Source organism: Rhizobium albus (assembly GCA_030160035.1).
GTDB lineage: Bacteria > Pseudomonadota > Alphaproteobacteria > Rhizobiales > Rhizobiaceae > Georhizobium > Georhizobium albus.
In genome coordinates this window covers 309354-332512 of sequence record BSNO01000003.1, presented here as the reverse complement: position 1 = coordinate 332512, position 23159 = coordinate 309354, and the positions used below count along the sequence as shown (strand labels likewise).

Annotated in this window: 23 protein-coding genes; 4 read left to right on the top strand and 19 right to left on the bottom strand. The window is 62.8% G+C overall.

Going from position 1 to position 23159, the window contains the following annotated elements:
* Positions 1-23: 23 nt before the first annotated feature.
* On the bottom strand, positions 24-671 hold the full coding sequence (locus QQL76_RS09415) for a BA14K family protein (protein WP_499207400.1): 648 nt from the start codon (positions 669-671) through the stop codon (positions 24-26).
* Positions 672-853: 182 nt separating this feature from the next.
* Here QQL76_RS09415 and QQL76_RS09410 point away from each other — a divergent pair, with 182 nt between their 5' ends.
* The 3 genes from QQL76_RS09410 (at position 854) to QQL76_RS09400 (ending at position 3546) form a co-directional block, all read left to right on the top strand.
* Positions 854-1306, top strand: a complete 453-nt coding sequence (locus QQL76_RS09410) for a DUF3429 domain-containing protein (RefSeq protein WP_499207399.1) — start codon at positions 854-856, stop codon at positions 1304-1306.
* On the top strand, positions 1303-2277 hold the full coding sequence (locus tag QQL76_RS09405; RefSeq protein WP_499207398.1) for an NAD(P)/FAD-dependent oxidoreductase: 975 nt from the start codon (positions 1303-1305) through the stop codon (positions 2275-2277). Before QQL76_RS09410 ends, QQL76_RS09405 begins: the two co-directional genes overlap by 4 nt.
* A gap of 93 nt (positions 2278-2370) precedes the next feature.
* Entirely contained in the window at positions 2371-3546 is a 1176-nt protein-coding gene (locus QQL76_RS09400; protein WP_499207397.1) for an acetyl-CoA C-acyltransferase, read from the top strand.
* A 196-nt stretch (positions 3547-3742) separates the two neighbouring features.
* Here QQL76_RS09400 and QQL76_RS09395 read toward each other — a convergent pair whose 3' ends face one another.
* From QQL76_RS09395 to QQL76_RS09315, 17 genes are all read right to left on the bottom strand, one after another.
* Entirely contained in the window at positions 3743-4705 is a 963-nt protein-coding gene (locus tag QQL76_RS09395) for a 2-hydroxyacid dehydrogenase (RefSeq protein WP_499207396.1), read from the bottom strand.
* The gene (locus QQL76_RS09390; protein ID WP_499207395.1) at positions 4702-4860 is read right to left on the bottom strand and encodes a hypothetical protein; all 159 of its coding nucleotides are present in this window, start codon (positions 4858-4860) and stop codon (positions 4702-4704) included. Before QQL76_RS09390 ends, QQL76_RS09395 begins: the two co-directional genes overlap by 4 nt.
* A gap of 25 nt (positions 4861-4885) precedes the next feature.
* Entirely contained in the window at positions 4886-6247 is a 1362-nt protein-coding gene (locus QQL76_RS09385; RefSeq protein ID WP_499207394.1) for an amidase, read from the bottom strand.
* A complete protein-coding gene (locus QQL76_RS09380) occupies positions 6240-7655 on the bottom strand; it encodes a TRAP transporter large permease (RefSeq protein ID WP_499207393.1) in 1416 nt (471 codons plus the stop codon). The genes QQL76_RS09385 and QQL76_RS09380 overlap by 8 nt, the downstream gene beginning before the upstream one ends.
* A complete protein-coding gene (locus tag QQL76_RS09375) occupies positions 7652-8269 on the bottom strand; it encodes a TRAP transporter small permease subunit (protein WP_126011540.1) in 618 nt (205 codons plus the stop codon). The genes QQL76_RS09380 and QQL76_RS09375 overlap by 4 nt, the downstream gene beginning before the upstream one ends.
* Before the next feature lie 84 nt (positions 8270-8353).
* Complete coding sequence (locus tag QQL76_RS09370; RefSeq protein ID WP_499207392.1) at positions 8354-9490, bottom strand: TRAP transporter substrate-binding protein; 1137 nt, start codon at positions 9488-9490, stop codon at positions 8354-8356.
* Positions 9491-9856: 366 nt separating this feature from the next.
* Positions 9857-10048, bottom strand: a complete 192-nt coding sequence (locus QQL76_RS09365; RefSeq protein ID WP_499207391.1) for a hypothetical protein — start codon at positions 10046-10048, stop codon at positions 9857-9859.
* 152 nt (positions 10049-10200) lie between these two features.
* Positions 10201-11211: a formate dehydrogenase subunit gamma gene (locus tag QQL76_RS09360; RefSeq protein WP_210210785.1), complete on the bottom strand. Its 1011-nt coding sequence runs from the start codon at positions 11209-11211 to the stop codon at positions 10201-10203.
* A gap of 67 nt (positions 11212-11278) precedes the next feature.
* Positions 11279-11875 carry a formate dehydrogenase FDH3 subunit beta gene (fdh3B, locus tag QQL76_RS09355; RefSeq protein WP_126011546.1) on the bottom strand — a complete coding sequence of 199 codons (597 nt, stop codon included), beginning with the start codon at positions 11873-11875 and terminating at the stop codon, positions 11279-11281.
* A gap of 15 nt (positions 11876-11890) precedes the next feature.
* The gene (locus QQL76_RS09350) at positions 11891-14842 is read right to left on the bottom strand and encodes a formate dehydrogenase subunit alpha (RefSeq protein WP_499207390.1); all 2952 of its coding nucleotides are present in this window, start codon (positions 14840-14842) and stop codon (positions 11891-11893) included.
* Between the two features lie 12 nt (positions 14843-14854).
* A complete protein-coding gene (locus QQL76_RS09345; RefSeq protein ID WP_151984656.1) occupies positions 14855-15061 on the bottom strand; it encodes a hypothetical protein in 207 nt (68 codons plus the stop codon).
* Between the two features lie 110 nt (positions 15062-15171).
* Positions 15172-15786 (bottom strand): TorD/DmsD family molecular chaperone, encoded by a 615-nt coding sequence (locus QQL76_RS09340; protein ID WP_404862691.1) that lies wholly within the window; start codon positions 15784-15786, stop codon positions 15172-15174.
* 282 nt (positions 15787-16068) lie between these two features.
* On the bottom strand, positions 16069-16809 hold the full coding sequence (locus tag QQL76_RS09335) for a DUF3306 domain-containing protein (protein WP_499207389.1): 741 nt from the start codon (positions 16807-16809) through the stop codon (positions 16069-16071).
* 16 nt (positions 16810-16825) lie between these two features.
* On the bottom strand, positions 16826-17329 hold the full coding sequence (locus tag QQL76_RS09330; protein WP_499207388.1) for a DUF3305 domain-containing protein: 504 nt from the start codon (positions 17327-17329) through the stop codon (positions 16826-16828).
* Positions 17330-17369: 40 nt separating this feature from the next.
* A complete protein-coding gene (locus QQL76_RS09325) occupies positions 17370-18374 on the bottom strand; it encodes a DUF6352 family protein (protein WP_499207387.1) in 1005 nt (334 codons plus the stop codon).
* Between the two features lie 5 nt (positions 18375-18379).
* Positions 18380-18949, bottom strand: a complete 570-nt coding sequence (locus tag QQL76_RS09320) for a DUF6505 family protein (RefSeq protein WP_499207386.1) — start codon at positions 18947-18949, stop codon at positions 18380-18382.
* Positions 18946-19680, bottom strand: a complete 735-nt coding sequence (locus QQL76_RS09315) for a lipoate--protein ligase family protein (protein ID WP_499207385.1) — start codon at positions 19678-19680, stop codon at positions 18946-18948. The genes QQL76_RS09320 and QQL76_RS09315 overlap by 4 nt, the downstream gene beginning before the upstream one ends.
* 119 nt (positions 19681-19799) lie before the next feature.
* On the opposite strand from QQL76_RS09315, the gene QQL76_RS09310 reads away from it, so the two are divergent.
* Positions 19800-21848, top strand: coding sequence for a 4Fe-4S binding protein (locus QQL76_RS09310; RefSeq protein WP_499207384.1), 2049 nt, complete (start codon positions 19800-19802; stop codon positions 21846-21848).
* Positions 21849-21852: 4 nt separating this feature from the next.
* On the opposite strand, the gene QQL76_RS09305 is transcribed toward QQL76_RS09310, so the two are convergent.
* A complete protein-coding gene (locus QQL76_RS09305) occupies positions 21853-23118 on the bottom strand; it encodes a c-type cytochrome (RefSeq protein WP_499207383.1) in 1266 nt (421 codons plus the stop codon).
* Positions 23119-23159 lie beyond the last annotated feature (41 nt).

Below are 23159 nucleotides of genomic sequence, written 5' to 3'. Positions count from 1 at the left end.
GAGCCGGCCCGTCGACCTCTGCATCAGCACTGACGGCGCGGGCCGCCACCATAGGGCTGATAGGAATTGTCGGAGACGCGATAGGAACGGTAGCGGCTCTGGCAATCGCGGATGTGGCTTGCACTCAGACCACTGGCCATCCCTGAGACGCTGGCCGATTGAACAGCCGCCTCGCCGGATCGGCCGCCGACCTGCTCCTCGGCATATGGCGATACGCATGTCTGCTCACCGCCGCTATATGGCCGGTAGGTGTTCGTTTCTTCGCGATAGGAGCGGTAGCGATTGGCGCACCAGGCAACATGTGCAGCGGGCAGCGCGGTCGGCTCGGATTGCTCAAGCTCGACGTCGCCCGAAAGGCTCGCCACCTCATAGGAGCCGTCAGCCCTTCCGCCGTCGAGCGACGGGGAATTGGCATCCGTTAGCGTGCCGGTGCTGGCCATCGCCATCATCACCTCATCTGGAGCCGCAACCGGGTCACCGATCCGCTCGTAATCCTGAGAAGCTGTGTCGACGCGGCGCGGCTCGATGGTCCAGATTTCAGCAACGTCACCGGCACGGGCAGGTTCGGCGACTGGATCGACTGCGAGGAAATAGGTTGCAACGGCGAGACCACCAACAAACATGCCGAGCGAAACAGTAAATCCTCCGAATATCGCGAGTAGATTTTTCATGGCGCATTCCCCATCAGTTTTCTGGAGAATGCACGCCAAGCGGGTCCGTTCCGAAATTTCTGGACCAATTTTCGACCGGGAGAAGTGCGCTGCGGTCAGGCGGAATCGGGCGCCTCGCACGGTGACGGTGAAAATTCCGTCAGCCGACTGATCGGCCCGGCACATCCCAGCGTAATGCGGCCATGCAGACCGGTTCAGCCAACCCTCCTTTCCACGATTCTCAATGCCGCCTCATTGCCGTCGGGCTGACGGCTGCCGGCGGGTTGCCCTTTGCGGGGGGACTCTTGGATGCGCTGTTCGGCGACAGCGCATGGCTGCTGACGGTGCAGATTTACGGTGCGGTCATCGCATCATTCGTTTCGGGCATACACTGGGGCGCGGCGCTGTTCGCTTCGCCGCGCATGGCACCGTCGCTGCTCGTGGCAAGCAACGTTACGGCGCTGCTGGCGTGGATCGGCGCCCTCGTCGCACCCGGGCTCGGCTTCATTCTCCTGGCGGCGGTCTTCATCACGCTGCTTCTGATCGACCGGTTGCTTTACCGCGACGTAATATTGCCTGCCTGGTTCTTCCGGCTTCGCGTCGCCATTACCGCTGCCGTCGCCACGGCGTGCATTCTCCTTGGAGTGACTGCATGAAACGCATCGCCGTCGTTGGTGCCGGCATCGGCGGGCTGACGCTCGCCCATGCCCTCAAGGAGCATTTCGACATTACCGTCTTCGAAAAAGGACGCGGTGCCGGCGGTCGGATGTCGACGCGGCGGGAAGACAAATACGCATTCGACCATGGGGCGCAGTCCTTCACCGTTCGAACCCGGGCATTCGCCGACTGGCTCGAGCCGCTGCGTCACCGCAATCTGGTCGATGAGTGGCGAGGACCACTGGTGACGGTTTCCCACGGCAAGGTGCTCGGACCGCGCCAGTCGAACGAACCTCACTATGTTGCAGTGCCGGGCATGAATGCCATCGCCAAGGCGCTGGCCGATGGTGTCGACCTCAAAAGCGGCGTCGATGTCGCGCCGATCACCTCGAAGAGTGGTCCTCACACCCTTGTCGATATGGAGGGAACAGCGCTCGGCGACTTCGACCTCGTGGTCTCGGCTTCCGTTGCCCGCCACGCCCGCATGCTTTTCCCGGCAGCAGGCAAGGACGCGCCTTTCATCACGGACGCCATGCGACCATGCCATGCCTTGATGGTGGCCTTCGACCAACCATGGACTGAGGACTGGATCGCAGCGCGCGTCATCGATGGCCCGTTCGACTGGTTGTCCGTCGACAGCACCAAGCCCGGACGGGACCGTTCGGTCACCACGCTCGTAGCCCAGACGAAAAGCGACTGGTCGCGGCACCACGTCGACATCGCCGCCCCCAATCTTGCGCCGCTGCTCTATGCGGCTCTCAAGGCTTCGCTGCCCTTCGATCTTCCGGAGCCGGCGCTCCTGAAGGCGCATCGTTGGGGTGCCGCCTTCACCGAAACGCGGCAGCGCAGCGGTCCATGGCTCAGTACCGCGCAAGGCTTGGCAGCCACCGGTGACTGGACGGCGACGAACCGGATCGAGGACATCTGCCTCTCGGCCTTGACGCTAGCCGAGCGGATCAAGGCCGCCTGACCATCAACGATTGACCCCCGCCAGGCCATCTGGTCACTCGGCGCCTCCGCGTCTATCTTCTCAGCCAATGGGTAGCCCATGCTGGGAGAAGACATGACTGCAGATCCGATCGTGATCGTTTCACTGGCACGCACGCCGATGGGTGGCTTCCAGGGTGAGCTTGCAAGAGTTGCCGCACCGGCGCTCGGCGCGACTGCCATCCGTGCGGCCGTCGAACGTGCAGGCCTGGAGCCTGCGGACATCGACGAGGTGCTGATGGGCAACGTTCTGTCAGCCGGCGTCGGCCAGGCGCCGGCGCGCCAGGCGGCGATCGGCGCTGGACTTCCGGAAAGCACGCCGGCAACCACGATCAGCAAGGTCTGTGGGTCCGGCATGAAAAGCGTGATGCTCGGGCACGATCTGGTTGTCGCCGGAAGCGCGAACATCGTGGTCGCGGGCGGCATGGAGAGCATGTCGAACGCGCCCTACCTGCTCGACAAGGCGCGCAGCGGCTACCGGCTCGGGCATGGCCGCATGGTCGACCACATGTTTCTGGACGGCCTGGAAGATGCCTATGACAAGGGCCGGCTGATGGGGACCTTCGCCGAGGATACGGCGGAGCACTATCAGTTCACCCGCAAGGCACAGGACGACTACGCGCTCGCGTCGCTGGAACGGGCGCAGGCTGCCATCCTGGCCGGGCGCTTCGACGGCGAGATCGTGCCGGTCGAGACGAAAGCGGGCAGCGTTGAGGTCGACGAGCAGCCCGGCAAGGCGCGCCCCGACAAGATCCCGTCGCTCAAGCCGGCCTTCCGCAGCGATGGAACCGTAACCGCTGCAAATTCATCCTCGATTTCGGATGGTGGCGCGGCGCTCGTCTTGATGAGGCGATCCGAGGCAGAGAAGCGTGGCATCGCGCCGCTTGCGGCCATCGTCGGCCACGCAGGCCACGCACGCCAGCCTCAATGGTTCACGACAGCACCCGTCGGCGCCGTGCAATCGCTGCTCGACAAGATCGGCTGGCAGACCGGCGATGTCGATCTCTACGAGATCAACGAAGCCTTCGCCGTAGTCGCCTTAGCAGCGATGCACGAGCTCGACCTCCCTCACGAGAAGGTCAACATCCATGGCGGCGCCTGCGCTCTTGGGCACCCGATCGGCGCGTCCGGTGCGCGCATTCTCGTCACCTTGCTGGCCGCCCTCCAGACCCACGATCTGAAAAGGGGCGTGGCGACGCTCTGCATCGGCGGCGGCGAGGCAACGGCGATCGCGGTAGAGCGTGTTTCCTGATCGATTATGGTTACTGCCAGCTGAACGGGCACGCGCCGAATGTTGCAACTTTGCAGCTTTTGAACCAAATCGGGCGCGCTCATGTTTCAACCCATTGCATTTGAGCCCGATCCGGCAACATTGTTGCTCATCAGCTTTCGGGCTGGGGCAGAGAGGCTGGGGGCGTCTTTGCTGAGGGTCGAGCCGGCAGGAAACGTCAAGCGACGCGATCTGCCGGCTCCCTTCCCGCAAAAAATGCATCGAGATTATCCAACGCACGATTGCCCATCGCATCACGCGTCTCGAATGTCGCCGAGCCGATATGCGGCAGCAGGAACACGTTATTTAAGGCCGCAATCTCGGGGTTGCCGCCTGGTTCGTCCTTGAAAACGTCCAGTCCGGCCGCAAACAGCTTGCCTGATTTCAGCGCCTCGACGACCGCGCGCTCATCGATCAGCGCGCCCCGTGCCGTGTTGACCAGGATCGCGCCGTCCGGCAGCAGTGCCAACCGTTCAGCATTAATCAGATCGATGCTCTCCGGTGTCGTCGGGCAATGCAGCGACAGCACGTCGGCCACGGCCAGCAACGATTCCACGCTGTCGTGGAAGATCGCTCCCTTCTCCAGCTCGATCGGGAGCCGGCGGCGATTGTGGTAGTGGATCTCCATGCCGAAGCCGCGGGCGCGCTCGGCGGCCACCTGCCCCACGCGACCCATGCCGAGCACGGCGAAACGCTTGCCGGTGACCTGACGCCCCACCATGAAAGCCGGCGACCAGAAATTCCATTTGCCTTCACGCACCATGCGGTTGCCCTCGGCGCCACGTCGCGACGCGCCCAGCATGCAGAGCATCGCGATCTCCGCCGTTGCGTCCGACAGAACATCGGGCGTGTTCGTGACGATGATCCCGCGCGCCTTCGCTGCCTTCAGGTCGACGTGATCGGTCCCGACGGAATGGTTCGCGATGATCCTCAGGCGATCGGGCAGTTGCGCCAGCACGTCGGCATCGAACCGTTCCGAATGGCAGGGCAGCACCGCGTCCACGCCCTGGCAATGGTCGAGCAGTTCCTTGCGCGAAAAGACGTGGTCGTCCGCGTTGAGCTGCACGTCATAATCACGCGCGGCACGCTCGAGCACGGCATCGGTCAGCCGTCTCGTGATGAGGAGCGATGGCCTGCTCACCGGGCGCGATTGGAAGGCTTGAAGAAATCGTAGATAGCCAAAATCAACGTGAAGACGATGAGAATACCGAGATCCAGACGCGGCACTTCAAACAGCAGGATGCCCAGAAAGGCGCAAAGCGCGACGATCGCTATGAGTGCCACCAGCTTGCTCATGAACTTCTTTCCCTCTTCTTCGACATCAGGCAGCATCGGCCTGTTTGACGTGCTCGACAAGCCAGCGCGCGGTCCTGAGCAGCCTGCCGTCGCCATCGCGTGGTCCAACCAGCTGCAGGCCCATCGGTAGGCCGTTGCCGGCGGCAAAGATCGGTATGCTGACCGCAGGTGTACCGCTGAGCGTCCACACGCTGTTGAAAATCGGACTTCCCGTCGTTTCAAAGCCCTTCGGCGCTGGGCCGGTGGCCGCCGGCATGATCATGGCGTCGCACCGCTCGAAGATCTCGCCGAGCGCACCGTTCAACAGCGCCGTCCAATCGAGCGCGGCGATGTAGTCGCGCGCTGGCAGCGATTTGCCCTCGCTCATCAGCGTCTTCACGGAAGCCGGAAGATCATCCCCACCGCGCTTTTCATAAGGGTAATACCATTTGGCCATTTCGGCCGCGTAGATCGTGCGGTGTTGCTGGAGTGCTTCTTCGAATGCCCTCGGAAGCGCGACTTCGAAACACTGCTCGCCCAGGAACTCGACAAGCTCGAGCACCGCCTCCTGCATTTCCGGTTCAGCCTGATCCCAGCCAAACGGCCGGACGAAGGCGAAGACCGGCTTTAGTGGCGGCTTGGCACTGGCTGTCTCGTAAAGGCGCGGCGAAGGGATCGGGCTTGTCGCAGGATCGAGAGGATCGTGACCCGCCAGCACATCGGCAAGCAAGGCGGCATCTTCGACAGAGTGGCCGTAAACCCCGATCGTGTCGAGCGTTGGTGCAGACCGCAGGACGCCGGTACGCGGCACCATGCCGAACGTCGGCTTGAACGCGGTGACGCCGCAATACGAGCCGGGCCGGATGATCGAGCCACCGGTTTGCGTACCGACCGACAGCGGAATCATGTTGGCGGCAACGGCTGCGGCCGATCCGGACGAAGAACCGCCGGGCGTGTGTTCGAAATTGTGCGGGTTGGTCGTCTTGGCCGAATTCAGGAAGGCAAGTTCGGTCGTGACCGTCTTGCCCATGATGACGGCGCCTGCCTGCTTCAGGCGCGCCACGATGAAGGCGTCCTCCCGCGGCACCCGCCCCCGATCAAGTGCCGTCCCGTTTTCCGTGGGTATTTTGGCGGTGTCGATGATGTCCTTCAGGCCGACCGGCAATCCGTGAAGCGGCCCGATGGGGCGCCCCTGCTTTCGCCTCAGATCGAGAGCTTCGGCTTGCTTCAAGACGTAGTCGGAGTCGAGCCAGGCCCAGGCGTGAACCTCCGGTTCACGCGCCGCAATCACTTCGAGGCAGGCAGAAGCCAGATCGACGGCCCGCAGAGCCCCGCTTGCCAACCGATCTCGCAGGGCAACCGCTCCCAAAGCAATCAATGCTTCGGGAGCTGCTTTACGCTTAACCATAGACCAAACTCGGCAGCCAGAACACGATTTGCGGGAAGACGTAGACCAGCACCATCGCGATGATCACCATGGCGAGATACGGCATGCATCCCTTGAAGATCTCCGTCAGCTTCACCTGAGCAGGCGCTATGCCTTTAAGGTAATAGGCCGACATTGCCATCGGCGGTGTCAGGAACGACGTTTGCAGGTTCAGAGCCACGAGAACGCCGAAGAACAGCGGGTCCACGCCGAACTGATCCAGCAGCGGCAGGAAGATCGGAACGAAGATGATGATGATTTCCGACCACTCCAGCGGCCAACCCAAGAGGAAGATGATGAGCTGCGCCAGGATGAGGAAGGTGACCGGGCTCAGGTCCAGGCCTTCGACGAAGTGAGCGATCAGGTTTTCACCGCCGAGATAGGAGAACACCGACGAGAAGGTATAAGAGCCGACGAACAGCCAGCACACCATCGCCGTCGTACGGACGGTGAGGTAGACGGATTCCCGCAGTCTCTGCCATGTGAGCGCACGGTAGACGACGGCGAGGAACAGGCCACCCAACGCACCGATGGACGCCGCTTCCGTTGGCGTTGCCAGGCCGAAGAGGATCGAGCCCAAGACCGACAGGATGAGGAACGCCAGCGGCACGAATGACGTGAACACCATGACCAGAAGCTTGCCGAGCGGCACTTCGGGAATTTCACCGGGTGCAGGTTTCGGCGCGACATGCGGCTGGGCGATCGACCGGCTGACGACGTAGATCAGGTAAAGGCCGGTGAGCAACAGACCGGGCAGAAGCGCAGCTGCATAAAGACGGACGATCGAGACGCCAGATGCCGCAGCATACACAATCAGCATGATCGACGGCGGAATAAGGATGCCGAGCGTTCCACCGGCGCAGATGATGCCCGATGCGAAGGAGTGGTCATAGCGAGCACGCAACATGGCAGGCAGCGCGAGCAAGCCCATCAGCGTGACAACGGCGCCGACGATGCCCGTCGCAGTCGCGAAGAACATGCAAGTGATGAGCGCCGCAACGCCAAGCGAACCTGGAACATTCTTTGCTGCGATGTTCAGCGTGGTGAACAGCCGCTCAACAATATTCGCGCGCTCGACGATGTACCCCATGAACAGGAACAGCGGGATCGCCGTCAGGACCTCGTTCGCCATGACCGTATAAGTCTGGTTCACGAAGAGGTCGAAAATGCGGTTCGTGAAGAACCCGTCTATCCAGAGACTGACCTGCTCGAACAAGCCGGAGTCTTCAGCAAGCCTGTTATAGCTGCGCCACATGCGGGACGGATCGAAATAGGCGTAGTAGCCAAATCCGATGCCCATCGCCATGAGCGTGAAGGCGATTGGAAATCCAAGAAACACCAGGAAAATGAAAATTCCCAGCATCGCGATTGCAATTTGAGGGTCGGTCATCGAGCCGCTCCATCGGGGCCAACGCTTGGCGTTTTATCGACCGAAGTGAGATTCGGATTGGTTTCACGCGCGAGGAGTTGTTCGGTTTCCATCACGTCTTCTTCTGGCTCGCGCCAATACCCTTCCCGGCGACACAGGATGCAGCGGCACACCTGTGCGATACCCTGAATGAACAGAAGGATGCCGGCTGCAACGATGATGGTCTTGAACTGATAGATCGGAATGCCGGCCGGGCTGTTGATGCTGACCTCGCCATAGCTCCACGAGCGGGAGGCGTACTTCCAGCCTGCGAGAATGAGCGCCAGGATGCCCGGAAAGAAGAACAGGAAATAGAGAACGAGCTCGACCGTCGCCTGGGTCTTGGGCGTCCATGTTCGGTAGACGAAGTCGCCTCGCACGTGGCCGCCACGGGACAGGGTATAAGCCCCGCCCATCATGAACAGCGCGCCATACATGATGAACGACACGTCGAAGGCCCAGGGCGTCGGGCTGTTGAACATGTACCGAACCAGAACTTCGTAGCCCATTCCGAACGACATCATGATGATCAGCCAGCCGAAAGCCTTGCCGAACCATGCAGATAACGCATCGGCGAAATTGATGAACCGAACCATGGGATTCCCCGGAAGGTGGGTTGAAGAAGCCCGGCAAGGTGCGAACACGATGCCGGGCTTCGATATCTTCAAGATTGCAGTGAATTAGATGGCGAGCTTGCCCGGGAAGTAATGATCGTAGGCCAGACGATAGTCCGGCGCGTTCATCAGCTCGTAGTACGTGACGCGCTCGACCCAATCGCGCTGGCTCTGCAGAACGCGCGCGATGAACTCGTCGGTCTCAAGCTGCTCTTCGATGACCCGATCCCAGCCATCGAGCTGCGCCTGAAGGATTTCGCTCGAGGTGCGGTGAACGGTGACGCCGCCACTCTGCAGTTCGGCAAGGTCGCGCGAATAGTTGTCGAGCGCCTTGGCTGTGTTGGCGGTGGCCGATGCTTCGACCGCGTACTGAAGGATCGCCCGCAGATCCTCATCGAGGTCTTCGAAGAACGGACGGTTGATGATGAACTCGAACTGCTCGGCCGCCTGGTGGTAGGAGGCGAGATAGTAGTTCTTGGCCACGTCCTGCGCGCCGAAGCGACGGTCCGACGTCGGGTTGTTGAATTCGAACGCGTCGATAACGCCACGCTCCATGGCGGGAACGATTTCGCCGCCCGGAAGCTGCGCCACGCTCATGCCCATGCCCTGCAGAAGATCGGCAGCCAAGCCCACGGTGCGGTATTTGAAGCCCTGGATATCGCTGACGGTGTTCACTTCGTTCTTGAACCAACCGAAGGGCTGCGCAGGCATCGGCATGCCGAGGAAGCCGACCACATCGAGACCGAGGATGTCCTGGGTCAGTTCGCGGTAGAGCTCATTGCCGCCGCCAGCGTAGAACCAGGACAGCAGCGTGGTTGGGTTACCGCCGAGAACAGGGCCCGTTCCGAACATGGAAGCACCCTTGTGCTTGCCGTACCAGTAAGCCGAGACCGAGTGCGCCATATCGATGACGCCGTCCGAAACGCCGTCCATCACCTGGAAGGCGCCGACGACCGCGCCGGCAGGCAGAAGGTCGATCGAGAGACGACCACCGGACATGGCCTCGACGCGATCGGCGTAGTCCTGGGCCATTTCCTGCCAGATGTCCGAGGATGGCCACGAGGTCTGCATGCGGACGACGAGCGGCGCCTGCGCAAGCACGGCGGGCGCAGCGAGCGTTGAACCGGCAGCTGCACCACCGATGACCGCAGTGCCCTTAAGGAACCGACGGCGCGATACGCTCTTTGAATCTGTTGAAGTCATTTCTCTCTCCCATTGAAGCAAGCAAGCTGTTCACGTTGTTCTTCTTGTTGGCGGCGATCATAGTCATCGCCCCTGATCAATCAACTATTTTCGCTGGCTTTTCCGCGCCAAACGCAGTGCAACCAAAGTCGTAGACACAAAGGCAAAGATCGCTGCACTGCACAAAATTCACGATAAAGCTAATCGGTTGCTTTAACCGATTGAATCAGCAGTATCGATGTGATTGATCTTGGAAGTGACAATATCGAAAGGAGATCTGCTCGACTTTCGACGCGCACCGCAGCATTGCGGGCGTGGAATTTACTGCAGCGCAGAAGGGCCGCGCCCGCACCGCCTGTTTGGCGGTGCGGGCTTGATGAAGAAAACTCAGCTGTCCTGTTCGGATTCGGCTGCAGCAGGCCAGTCGGCGCCAACCAGATTGTCGCCTGGATCCCCGACGCGCGCGCCGGAGGTCGTATAAGCGGTGGCGGACGTCGCCTGCCAGTTGCTGTTCAGGATGAAATTGGCGCCATAGGCCAGGACCCCAGCCGTAATCGCCGCCAAAAGGAATGTTTTCATGGTCTATGTCCTTTCGCGGTCAGTGCGGCACCGAAGCCTGGACTGACCGAACCCCCAAGATCGGTGCTGCACCCGCGCAACCGATATCACCACTGCGGAGGACCATCGCGCCACGGTCCTCCATTCATCAATTGACCATCGCCGCGGGCGACTTATTCCGCCGGAGCGACGTGTCCGCGTGGCTCACCTTCGACTGCAGTGTCGCGCTCGGCGACCCAGAGCGAATGGTGTTCGCGTGCCCAGTTCACATCCACCTGGCCACTGCCCATCGCATCGAAAGCGCCTTCCATGCCGAGTGTACCGATATAGATGTGCGCCAGAATGACGGCCGTCATGACGGCTGCGATGATCGCATGCGCCAGCTGTGCCAGCTGCCAGTTTCCAGGCTCGCCCGCCAGCTGCGGGAAGAGGAGGAGCACGCCTGTGAAGGACAGGGCCGCGCCGCCGAGCACGACCGACCAGAAGATGATCTTCTGACCGGCATTGAAGCGCTTGGCAGGCGGATGGCCGCCACCCTTCAGCATACCGCCGCCGGCCTTGATCCAGTCGAGATCGATCCGGCCAGGGATGTTGTCCTTGATCCAGACGACCAGCATGATCGCGATGCCGAGCATGAACGGCCAGGCGATGTAGTTGTGAACCACCTTGCCGAGCTGCGTCGCCGTGGCGAACGTGTCCGCGCCGAAAAGCGGGATCAGCACGTAGCGGCCGAAGATCAGGTTGAGACCCGTCAGCGCCAGCAGGATGAAGCACACGGCGGTCAGCCAGTGGGCAAAACGCTCGAACGAATTGAAGCGCTTGATCGTGCGACCGGCAAAGCCGTGCTCGAGACGGATGCGTCCGCGCACGAAATAGAACACGGTCAACAGAGCGAGCATGCCGAGAACGACGGCGGTCGTCGTCCAGTAGACCGTGCTATTGTGAGTGCCCGACCAGTTGCGGCCTTCCGGCTTGATCAGGTCAGCGGCACGCTGGTCTGGGATCGACACGCGGCCCGAGATGGCGTTGCCACCCTGCAGCGCTTCCAGCAATTGCTGTTCCTGCACGGAGCGGGCCGTTGGATTGACGGGTTCCTGCGCGCCGGCCATCGGCGCTGCGAAGAAGAGAGCTGCCAGCATCGCAAGCGTGAGCGTGATGCGGGCGAAATAAGATTGAGCGACCATTTCCGGTCTCCTTACAGCCTTGCCTGTTGGCCGGTCGCGCGGGTAGCGCGGCCGGCACGCACGCGCCTTAGACGTTGATGCTTTCCTGGTAGGCCGTCTGCCAGCCCCAGGCGCCCGAACCGTAACCACGGGTGGTCACGCGCTCACGATAAATTTCGGCGATGATGTCGCCGTCGCCAGCGAGAAGTGCCTTGGTGGAGCACATCTCGGCGCACAGCGGCAGCTTGCCTTCCGCCAGACGGTTGGCACCGTATTTTTCATATTCGGCCATCGTCATGTCGGCTTCCGGACCACCGGCGCAATAGGTGCACTTGTCCATCTTGCCGCGCGAGCCGAAGTTGCCGACTTTCGGATATTGCGGCGCGCCGAATGGGCAGGCGTAGAAGCAATAGCCGCAGCCGATGCACAGATCCTTGGAGTGCAGAACGACGGCATCAGCGGTCGTGTAGAAGCAATCCACGGGGCAGACCGAGGCGCAAGGCGCATCGGTGCAGTGCATGCAGGCCATCGATACCGAGCGCTCGCCCGGCAGGCCGTCATTGATCGTCACGACGCGGCGGCGGTTGATGCCCCACGGCACTTCGTGTTCGTTTTTGCATGCGGTGACGCAGGCGTTGCATTCGATGCAGCGATCCGCGTCGCAGAGAAATTTCATTCGTGCCATTTGTTCATCCTCCCCTTACGCGGCTTCGATCTGGCAAAGCGTCGCTTTGCCTTCGTGCATGCCGGTGACCGGGTCGTAACCGTAAGTCGTTATGGTGTTCACGCTTTCGCCAAGCACGATCGGGTCGGCCCCTTGCGGGTAGTTGCCGCGCTGATCTTCGCCCTGGAACCAGCCGGCGAAGTGGAACGGCATGAAGGCGACGCCCCGGCCGACACGTTCCGTCACAAGCGCCTTCATGCGGGCCCGGCTGTCGTTTTCAGGTCCCCTCACCCACACCCAGCTACCGTCGGCAATGCCGCGGGCGGAGGCGTCTGCGGGGTTGATCTCGACGAACATGTCCTGCTGCAGTTCGGCCAGCCAACGGTTCGAACGGGTTTCTTCGCCGCCGCCTTCATACTCGACCAGTCGGCCGGAGGTGAGGACGATCGGGAAGGCCTGTGCGATGTTGCGATCGACCGCTGCCTGCTGAAGCGTGCGACCGATATTCGGCACACGGAATTCGCGGGCATCGTCGCGCGTCGGGAACTCGGCGACGAGATCCGGGCGGGACGTGTAGATCGGCTCGCGGTGCTGCGGGACCGGATCCGGCAGGTTCCACGCAACCGCGCGGGCCTTGCCGTTGCCGAACGGCACGCAGCCATGCAGCATCGCCACGCGCTGGATACCGCCCGAGAGATCCGTCGACCAGGAAACGGCATCGACATTGGCGCCGCCCTGACGCTCGATCTGCGCCAGTTCCTCGGCTGTCAGATCGGCATCCCAGCCAAGTTCGCGGAGAACCGCCATGGTGAACTCGGGATAGCCGTCGTCGAGCTCGGCGCCCAGCGACGATGTGCCTTCGGCCAGCAGCGTCTGGCCTTCGTACTCCAGTCCGAAGCGCGGACGGAAGTTGCCGCCGCCGTCCATCACGTGAAGGTTGGTGTTGTAGAGGATGTGCGTCCCGGGGTGGCGGACTTCCGGCGTCCCCCAGCAGGGCCAGGGCAGACCGTAATAATCGCCGCCCACTTCCGGATCGTCCGCCGGCGCGCGCAGCGTCACCAGGTCGAACTTGTCCTGATTGGCCATGTGCGCCTTGAGCCGCTCGGGCGACTGGCCGCAATAGCCGGTCGACCAGCCACCGCGGTTGATTTCGCGCATGACCGATTCCGGCTGCGGCTCGGGACCGAACTTGCCTTCGACCATCTCGATGTTCTTGAACATCTCGTCGGCAAAGCCGAGTTCCTGGGCCAGACGGTAAAGGATCCAATAGTCGTTGGCAGCTTCGAAGACCGGCTCCACGACCTTTTCGTACCACTGGATCGAACGGTTGGAGCAGGTGCGCGAGCCCGAGCATTCGAACTGCGTTGCTGCCGGCAGCAGATAGGTGTTGTCCGGGCGCGCATGCAGCGATGCGAAGGACGTCGGATGCGGATCGACGACCACGAGAAGATCGAGCGCTTCCAGACCGGCCTTCACCTCGGCCTGGCGCGGCACGGTGTTGCCGCCGTGGCCCAGGACCATCATGGCGCGGATGTTGTCGCGCTGGTCGATTTGCTCCGGATCGATTGTTGCGGCATCGAACCAGCGGGTCGAGGGAATGCCCGGCGTCTGCATGTTTTGCTCGCGCGTGCGACCCTCGCGGCCGTCTTTCGCCGGCACTTCGTCGAAGCGCGAGACGAAATACTCGTAAGGCACATCCCAGACGCGGGACCAGTGGCGCCAGCCACCCTCAGCCAAGCCGTAATAGAGCGGCAGGTTGGTGATATCGAGGCCGAGATCCGTCGCGCCCTGCACGTTGCAGTGGCCACGGAAGATGTTGGCGCCCATGCCGTTGCCGCCGACATTGCCCGTTGCCAGAAGCAGGTTGCAATAGGCGCGCACATTGGCCGTTCCGACCGTGTGCTGCGTGCCGCCCATGCACCAGATGAAGGTGGAGGGCTTCTGGGTCGCGAAGGTTTCAGCGACCCGGCGCAGCTGCTCGCCCGGGATGCCGGTCACGCGCTCGACGACTTCCGGGGTCCACTTGTCGCATTCGGCGCGGATCTGGTCCATGCCGTGGACACGGGCATCGATGAAGTCCTGGTCTTCCCAGCCATTGGCGAAGATGTGGTGCATGATGCCCCAGATCACCGCGATGTCGGTGCCGGAGCGCATGCGTACATATTCGGTTGCGTGAGCGGCGGTGCGCGTGAAGCGCGGATCGAGAACGATCACGTTCGCGCGCTGCTGTTCCTTGCCCGACAGAATGTGCTGCAACGAGACGGGGTGCGCCTCGGCGGCGTTGGAGCCCATGAAGATGATGGTCTTGGAATTGCGGATGTCGTTGTACGAATTCGTCATCGCGCCGTAGCCCCAGGTGTTGGCAACACCTGCGACCGTGGTGGAGTGACAAATGCGCGCCTGGTGGTCGACCGAGTTGGTGCCCCAGAAGGCCGCCAGCTTGCGGCAGAGATAGGAGCCCTCGTTCGAGAACTTCGCCGAACCGAGCCAGTAGACGGAATCAGCACCGGACTCTTCGCGGATCTCGCCGAGCTTCGCGCCGATTTCGGAGAAGGCGTCATCCCAGGAGACGCGCACCCATTCGCCGTTCTGCTTCTTCATCGGATATTTGAGGCGACGGTCGCCATGGACCAACTCGCGCACCGATGCACCCTTGGCGCAGTGGGTGCCGCGGTTGATCGGGCTTGCCCAGGATGGCTCCTGGCCCGTCCACACGCCGTTCTGCACCTCTGCGGTGACCGTGCAGCCGACCGAGCAGTGCGTGCAGATGTTCTTGCGGACTTCGATTTCCACGCCTTCCATCGTCGGGCCGGCTTGCGCCTTGCGGATCCCGCCCGCGCCGAGCGATCCGATGGCTGCAAGGCCGCCGACGGCGATGCCCGAGCGCTTCAGGAACGACCGTCGGTCGAGTGCGGCGGATGCGAGCCCGGCCACGACGGATTGCAGTTTGCTGCGCGAAGCTGCGCCGGCTTTACGTTTGACGAGCATGACGCCCTCCCCTCAGTAGCGGTTGGTGCGGTAGAAAGCCTTGACGTGGTCGGTTTCCTGATAGCGCGCCTTGCGCTTCTCATCGTCCGTTTCCTGTGCAGCGGCTTCCTGAACGCCACCGGTGCCAACGGCAACCGCGGCGGCAGCGGCACCCACACCGGCAAATGCGCCGAGGAAACCGCGGCGCCCGAGACCCTTCTGGTCGTCCTGGATCGTCATCTCAATCTCCCATCGGGGCTCTTGCCCCACAGTTCAAGTTCAGTCTTTTGGGCCGCTTTCGCGACCGGTCGAGTTCAGTCTTTTAGGCCGCATTCGCGGCCGGCACTCAATCAGGCGGCGTCCATGGCGAAGGCTTCGCGCTCCACGGCCATGAAGACAGATCCGACTTCCGCCACGTGACGGTAAAAGAATGCTGAAGGCGCGGTCTTCAGATCGGCGAAAAACTGATCAACCCACGGCGCCAGATGCCAGCGAAAGAAATCGGCCTCGCTGACAGCATCCGCGGGGACGTCACCGGTCGCCAGCGCCGCCATCACGTCGCACAGCGTCGCGATGTGGTCTTCCGGGTCGAAGAGACCCTCAGCCCGCTCCAGGCCGAGCTTGGCCATGTCGTGGCGCACCGCGGCGAGCGGGCGCTCGTTCAGGAACCCGGTGAGATAGAACGACCCGTAGGGCAGAAGCTCGCCACGACCGACGCCGACGAAGAGCGAGAAGAACTCGCGGTCGACAGCAATAGGATCCGCCTCGTTCGCAGCCGAAGCCAGCGCGGTATGGGCCGAACCGAGCGGCGTCTCGTCGCCGCGCAACTGCGAAAGGTCCGACAGCAGGTCGGCGCTGGGCGCACCACGCAAAAGCGCCGCGAGTAGCCGGTATTCCTGCGCGCGCAGAAAATCGACTTCGTCGGCTTTGACGTTACCCGCCCGTGTTCTTTCGACTGCGCTCAACGCGCCGCGCTCCTCTACCCTAGAAGATCGGGATTCGATCCCAACCATTTCTTGTTGTTACAAAACATGAGGGAACGCAACGCCGCGTGCAACCATTGCAGCAATGCGTCAAGTCCGTGAAATTCCTGATAAAAACGCACAGGATTTAGGTCTTATACGATTGCTTCAGCGGAAAGCGATATCCCATAATCCTGCAAATTCCTGCGATTCATCCGGTATTTTCCTTAGAGCAGCGTTCGACGTAGAGCGTGCATGACCAGACATATCGCGAGTGTTCACTGATCAGCGCGGAATGGCGCTTCCATGTCTTCTCCGGGGGGCAATATCGCCTGGAGCGCTGTCAGTGTCCGGCACGGTCACCTCGGCATCTGCGACGAAAGTCGTATCCTGTGGATTATCGGTGACAGTGTCGGTTTCCGTTTGATCCTGTGGAAATTCAGCGGTCGTTTCTATCTCTTCGGCTGCAATTTCGGCGACCTCCGGTGCTTTTGCGGCGACCTGGGGTGCTTTTTCGCTCAACGAAGGCTCATCCGCTGGTTCCGGCTTCTTCTGCAGGAATTTGTCGACCATTCGCAGTGCTTCACCTGGCGACAGTGTTCCGGAATTGCCCGGCACGCCGCCCGCGACGTTCCAGTCATAGGCGTAGTCGCGAGCGACATCGAGATAGCCGGAAATCTTCGGATTGAGCATCCAGACCTTGCGCAAAGCCGCCTGCCGCAGAGCTTTGGGCACGCCGTTGCGCAGGAAGAGCTGCAATTCCTCGCGCGAAGTGACTGTGTCCAGCGGCGGAAGCGCCTCGATCTCTTCCTTGGTTAGGGTCTCTTCTGGAGCCACATCCCCGGCAAGTGGCGCATCAGCCTGCCCTTCGACCTGGCCCCGGATCACCGTACCATCCGTCTCGGCGCCGCCGGCGTCGTTCGGCCCGATCTCAAGATCGGTGGCAGGCTCCTCCTCGACCGCTGCGGCGCGCTTGCGGCGCGACCAGCGTGACAGGAAGCCGCCGTCCTCGTTCTTGCCGCTCATCGCCTCTTGCTCCCGGTCATGGCAAAAATTCGTCCTTGTCGAGCACGCGCTTGCCGCCGCGGGTCAGCGCATCGGGATCGGCGCGCTTGCGCTTGCGCTTCACGAAGACCTCTTCCTTGTAGTGAAGCGACATGAAGCCCTCCACCCACAAGGCAACGCTCGGCGGCATCGGCAATGCAGCGACGACGAGTGCTTCGTCACCAGCCCGGGCCTCGCCTTCGTAAGGATCGGCGGTCAGCATAACGACGCCCTTCGGGTCGTCGGGACGCATCGCCACCCACAAAGTCGGCTTGGCGAACAGATTGTCGCGATAATGCGCCGCTTCGCCAGAATAGAGCATCAGCTGAAAGTCGCCCGCATAATAGAGCTCGACGTCGCCGGGCGGGCTCAAGCGCTCGCCCGCCGGCGTTGCCGCGACGTCGGGAAGGACCGAGTGCGGGGCGAAGCCTCGCTTGCCCCATCGCGTCACCGGCTTCCTCGACACGGTGACGATGCCGAGACGACAGAAAAGCTTTGGCATGGGTCTCCTTTCCGACAGCGACGGTCTCGCTGTCTCGTGTTCACGCGGCCGGTCGGTCCTCGGCGAGCGGCAGACCGGTGACGAGATTTTGAGGCTTCAGCCGCACGGTCTTGTCCGGGCTCATCGTCATCAGAAGATAGACCGGCCCTTCCGACTGCCTTTGCTGCCCCTCGTCCTCGGCAAAATCCAGCCGGAACAGGCCGATCAGACGCTCCGTCAGATCGGATGGTACTTCTTCGCCGCGCCAGAGCCTATTCCCAAGCGTCGTGGCATCCTGATCGAGACCGACGAACCAGCGGAAGTCCACTTCCTTGACGTCGATCAAAGGCTCGATCGTCACCTTCGTCCCGAGCAGATGGTGGATGAAGACGGTCAGTGCGACGGCAAGACCCGTGCGGCTTTTCGGATCGCCTCCGAAATTGAGCGCCATGGAGTGCGCGTCGGATCGGCTCCAATAGGTCCAGGCGTTGTCCTCGTCGAGCACGTCGAGTTCGCTTCCCGGTTCACCGGCGAACATCGCGGCCAGGGGCTTTTCGTGCTGCTCGCGCTCGCGCTCTTCGACCAGCTCCTGATCGGCCAGCAACAGTGCACCCTCCAGCACGGACGCGCGCTGCGGCCTGAACATCAGTTCGGCGGCGCGCAGCACGTAGGGATCGCTGCAGCCTTCAAGCGCATTGCGCAGGATGAGATGGACCAGCTGGTTCAGGAAGAGCGGCGGCACCGGCATGCGCTCCCTGACGATCGCCAAATAGGCGCCCTCGATGCTCTCCTCACGAATGAGGAGGTCGCGGTAGGCGATGAGAAACTGCCAGTTCTCACGCGCATCGGCATCCGCCATGGAGGCGATCGTTGCGGCGTCGACTGCTGCGCGCGGCGAAGCCTTCAGCTGCTGATAAAGCGCGCGCTCCACCACGCACGCATCTTCCGGCGGCACGATCTCCGGCCGCGCCAGATAGGTCAGCAGCAACTCGTCGGTCACTGAAAGCCGCCCATCGTCGCGACGCCGCACCATGTGATGGCCGCTCGATACCCAAAATTCCCGCACGTACTCTATTCCTTTCCAAGCGACAGAAGATCGACTTGCTCTTCCGGCTGGTCGTCGTCGTCATCCGTTTCGATCACCAGGAAGGCGCGATCAAGCCCCTTCAGCCCTGGCCCCGCCATCGTCGTTTCGGCGCGCGGACGCAAGGTGCGGAACCGCTCGCGGATCTGGCCGTCCTCTTCAGCGCGGTGAAGCGCCAGCAATGTGCCGATCGCATGGTCGCGACAGAGATCGGCCGCAAATGCGATTTCCTCGCGCGCCGCCGGCAGCGCCACCTCCACGCTCGGGGCCCCGCAATGACGCACAAGCTGTGCGGCAAGGCTGTGCGTCGCTTCCTCCATTTCGTCGCCGACCACCTCGGAAACGACGGCGAGCGTCGAATGGCCGAAGCTCTCGATCCCCAGAAAGCCCGCCCGAAAAGCGGTACGTTGCTTGGGCCCAAGATCGGCGATCTTCGCGCCATGGAACAGAAACGTGCCCGCGACCGCCCACTCGCCAGGCTCGGCCGCCTTTGCGAACACGAATGTATCGGACGGATCCATCCGGATCGTGCGGGGCAGCTTCATCGGTGCGCTCATAGAAGCGGCGCCTTGCGGACCGGGTCGTACCAGCGGCAGGCGGCAAGGCCGTTCGACAGGCTATGACGGGTCGGCGCAGCGCCGGGCTCGCCACGCTGCAGGAGATCGCCGCGGCCGTCGATCATCCAATCGCGGTCGGTATTGGCCTGCAGGCGCTCCAGATAGGCCGTCGTCACGGCGGACATGCCCTCGGTCGCCATTGCGTCGAAAGCGCGCATCAGGTGGCGCGTGAAGCTCTCGATGATCGCTTCCGGCGGATCGAACTCTTCTTCGACGAGCGATGTCGAGCCAGGATAGGCCCCCGGATCGGCAAGGCTCGGCCGGGCATGGATCAGTTCGACGGAAAAGACCATCCATTCGGGCACATCGTCATCATCGGTGCCTTCAGGCACGGCGAGCCGCGCCCCGCCCAAGCGGGCAAGGTCGAACAGGAATTCGTCGGGCCAGGCGAAAGCGACCTGCCGTTCGGGCACGCAATGGAAGGCAAGCGAATCACCCATCGCAGCCATACCGGCGAAAAAGGCGAGGCGCGCAGCGACCAGCGGCTTGTCCGGCTCAAGCACGATAGCGAGCGCCACCGTTTCCTCCGAGATCGCATAAACCAGCGTTCCGGCGCCCGATTGCGCGGCAATTCGGCACGCATGGGCATGGACGTCGCTTGGATCAGCGATCAAAACGGCTTCGAAAAGCGGCGGGAGGACCAATGCACCCTCCCCGGCTGCACTCAGCATTCGTGACATTCCTCTGGGGCTAAGTTAGAACCGCTCAAAAGTAAGGGTGCCCGATGGGGCAATGCAAGGCCGGAACCGGCGTCATCGCACGCGGACGAGTGGCCTGGAGGTTTGACGGAATGACAGAGACGAGGCGCCGCGCTTCAGAGCGCCGTGTATTCATCTGCTCGTGCGAAAAGACAATGGCGCTCGACGAGGGATCGATCGCGCGCGGCTGCACCGGCAGCTTCGAGCGCGCCGACCAGTTGTGCCGTCACGAGAGCACGCGGTTTGCTGCGGCTCTGCAAGATGGCGGTCCCATCACCGTCGCCTGCACACAGGAAGAGCCGCTCTTTGCCGAAATGGCCGAGGATGCCGGGTTCACCGGCGCATTGTCCTTCGTCAACATCCGCGAACAGGCGGGTTGGTCCGCCGAAGGACGCCAAGCAGGCCCCAAGATGGCAGCACTTCTCGCCGCTGCGGCGGTCGACATGCCGCCCATTTCGACGGTGTCGCTCGAATCGCAAGGGGTAACGCTCGTCCTTGGCCGCGACGAAACCGCGATCGAGGTGGCGGCACGGCTTGCCGATCATCTCGACATCACCGTGCTCCTCGTCGATCCGAAGGACGTGACGCCGCCGGCAAAAACGGTGTTTCCCGTGCTGAAGGGCCGGGTTCGCAATGCGTCGGGTCATCTCGGCGCGTTCGAGCTCACCATCGACGACTATGCGCTTCCGTCGCCCTCATCGCGCTCGAAGCTGATCTTCGGTGCCGCCCGCAATGGCGCGGAATCCAGCTGCGACCTCATCATCGACCTGACCGGCGACCAGCCTCTCTTTTCCGCCGACGACCTGCGTGACGGCTATCTGCGCGTCGATCCGCGCGACAACGCGGCCATCGAGCGGCTGATCCTCAAGGCATCGGGCCTTGTCGGCATCTTCGACAAGCCGCGTTACGTGACCTTCGATGCATCGATCTGCGCCCATTCCCGCTCGACGATCACCGGATGCACCCGCTGCCTCGATCTTTGCCCGACCGGCGCGATCACCCCGGACGGCGATCATGTCGCGATCGACGCTGCCATCTGCGCTGGATGCGGCCAGTGCGCCGGCGCCTGCCCGACCGGTGCCGTTTCATACGCGCTGCCGCCGGTCGATGCCGTCACCGAGAAACTGCGCGTCATGCTCTCGGCCTATTTCAAGGCAGGCGGCACGAGGCCCGCGATCCTGCTGCACGATGGCGACCATGGCGCGCCGCTCATCGATGCGCTTGCGCGCTTTGGCCAGGGCCTGCCGGCGCGGGTGATCCCGCTGCTCGTCAACGAGATCACGCAGACCGGCCCGGAACTTCTGGCAGCGGCCGTCGCCTATGGCGCAGACCGCGTGTTCCTCGCATCCCGCGCCAGGCCGAAGCACGATCTGTCGGGCCTGACGGCCATTCTGGCAATGACCAACCGCATCTTCTCCGAACTTGGATACGGCGATGATCTCGTCCAGCTGATCGAGACGGATGATCCGGACCAGCTCGGCGAGGCGCTTGCAGCCCCTTGTGCGATGCCCGCCCGCACGGCGGTGCCGGCGAGTTTCCTTCCGCCGCCGGAAAAGCGCGGGCTGCTCGAACTCGCTTTCCGCGAACTGCATCGTGCCGCACCTTCGCCGGTCGACGTGATCGCACTTGAGCGCGGTGCGCCTTTCGGCGGCATCGAGGTGGATGTCAATGGCTGCACGCTGTGTCTCTCCTGCGTGTCCGCCTGCCCCGCCAATGCGATCACCGACAATCCGGACCGTCCGACGCTGCGCTTTTCGGAAAGCCTCTGCGTGCAGTGCGGCCTTTGCGAAGCAACCTGCCCGGAAGATGTCATCACGCTTGCGCCACGGCTCGATTTCACGTCCTGGGCAGAGCCCAAGCGGCTGCTGAAAGAGGAAGAACCGCATCACTGCATCGAATGCGGCAAGGCTTTCGGCACGCGCTCGACGATCAATCGTGTGATCGAGAAGCTCGAAAGCCACTGGATGTTCTCAGGGCCGGAGGGCGAACAGCGCCGTCGGGTTCTGGAAATGTGCGAGGATTGCCGCGTGGCCGTCGTCGTCAAGGAAAGCTTCGATCCGCACCAGGCCGAAACGCGCACGGTTCGCACCACGGACGACTATCTGCGCGAACGCGAAGAGCGGAACCAGAGCCGACATTGAGAGGCTACCGGGTCCGCTCCTCCAGAAACTCCATGAGCGCTGCGCGATCGGCGGGATCGGTGATCCGCTGCTCAGGCATCTTGGTGCCGGGCGTGTAGTGGTTCGGGCCGACATCGAAGAGCTCGGACACGGTTTGCGGGGTCCAGACGATGTCCATGCCCTTGAGCGCTTCGGAATAGTTGTAGCCCTCGGCAGTGCCGATGCGGCGACCGAAAATACCGTGCAGCGTGGGCCCGGCGCGATTGCCGGCATCCTCCGACAGTGTGTGGCAGGCCTGGCAGGCGGCAAAGACCTGGGCACCTCGACTGTCGCCGAAATCCTCGATCGTTTCGCCCGCGTCGGTCCGGTTCAGCCGCTCCCCGGTCGCCGCATCCCACTGGCGGATGACGCGGTCCCCGCCGCCTGCAAGAAGACTGCCGTCGCCGGGATCGAACGCCAGCGACCACACCGGACTGTCGGCGCCCTGCAGCGTGAGGCGCACCGAGCCGCTTGCCCGGTCCACCAGCCAAATCGAGCCGTCGATCGCGGCGGAGGCGATCGTTGCCTCGTCCGGCGAAATGGCAAGTGCCGTTACGGGAACAGGCGCTGTTTCGATCTCGCGGAGCGCGCCGTCCAAGGTTCGGATCCGAAGCCGACCGTCAACACCCGCGGCGACGATCGTTCCGTCACTCATGACTGCGAGCGCATTCAACGGTGCGTTGACCGGGATCACTTCCGCAGGCCCATCTTGGAGCGGCCATATCCGCAGTGTTGCATCATATCCAGCCGTCACGGCCCGGCCGTCGGGCAGGAACGCGACCGCGTTCACGTTGCCTTGATGACCGGTCAGCGAGCGATAATCACTGCCGTCAAGTGGCGTGAGTCGCGCCGTTCCGTCCCACGAGGCCGAGGCGACGGTTCTGGAGTCTGCCGACAGGGCGAGGCTCGCCACCGGGCCATCGTGTCGCCCAAGCTCGCGCGGTTCACCATCGGCGTTCCAGATGACGATGCGGCCATCCTGGCCGCCGGTGACCATGCCGCCGCCGGGCAACAGCGCCACCGTGTTGACCGATTCGTCGTGGCTGCGCAGCACGGAGACAGCGGCGCCTGTATCGCGGCTCCAGAGAATAGCGGTCGTATCGAAGGAGCCGGACAGGATCTGCGATCCATCAGCCGAGACGGCCAGCGCCCGGATCGGCCCGCCATGGCCACGAAAATCGGCTGCCGCCGGCAAGGTCAGAAGCGGTGTTGCCAAAAGAACGGCCACAGCGGCCCCGACGATCCATCGCATTGCGCACATCTCTCCGAAAGACCGGCATGTTGGCCGGCTGG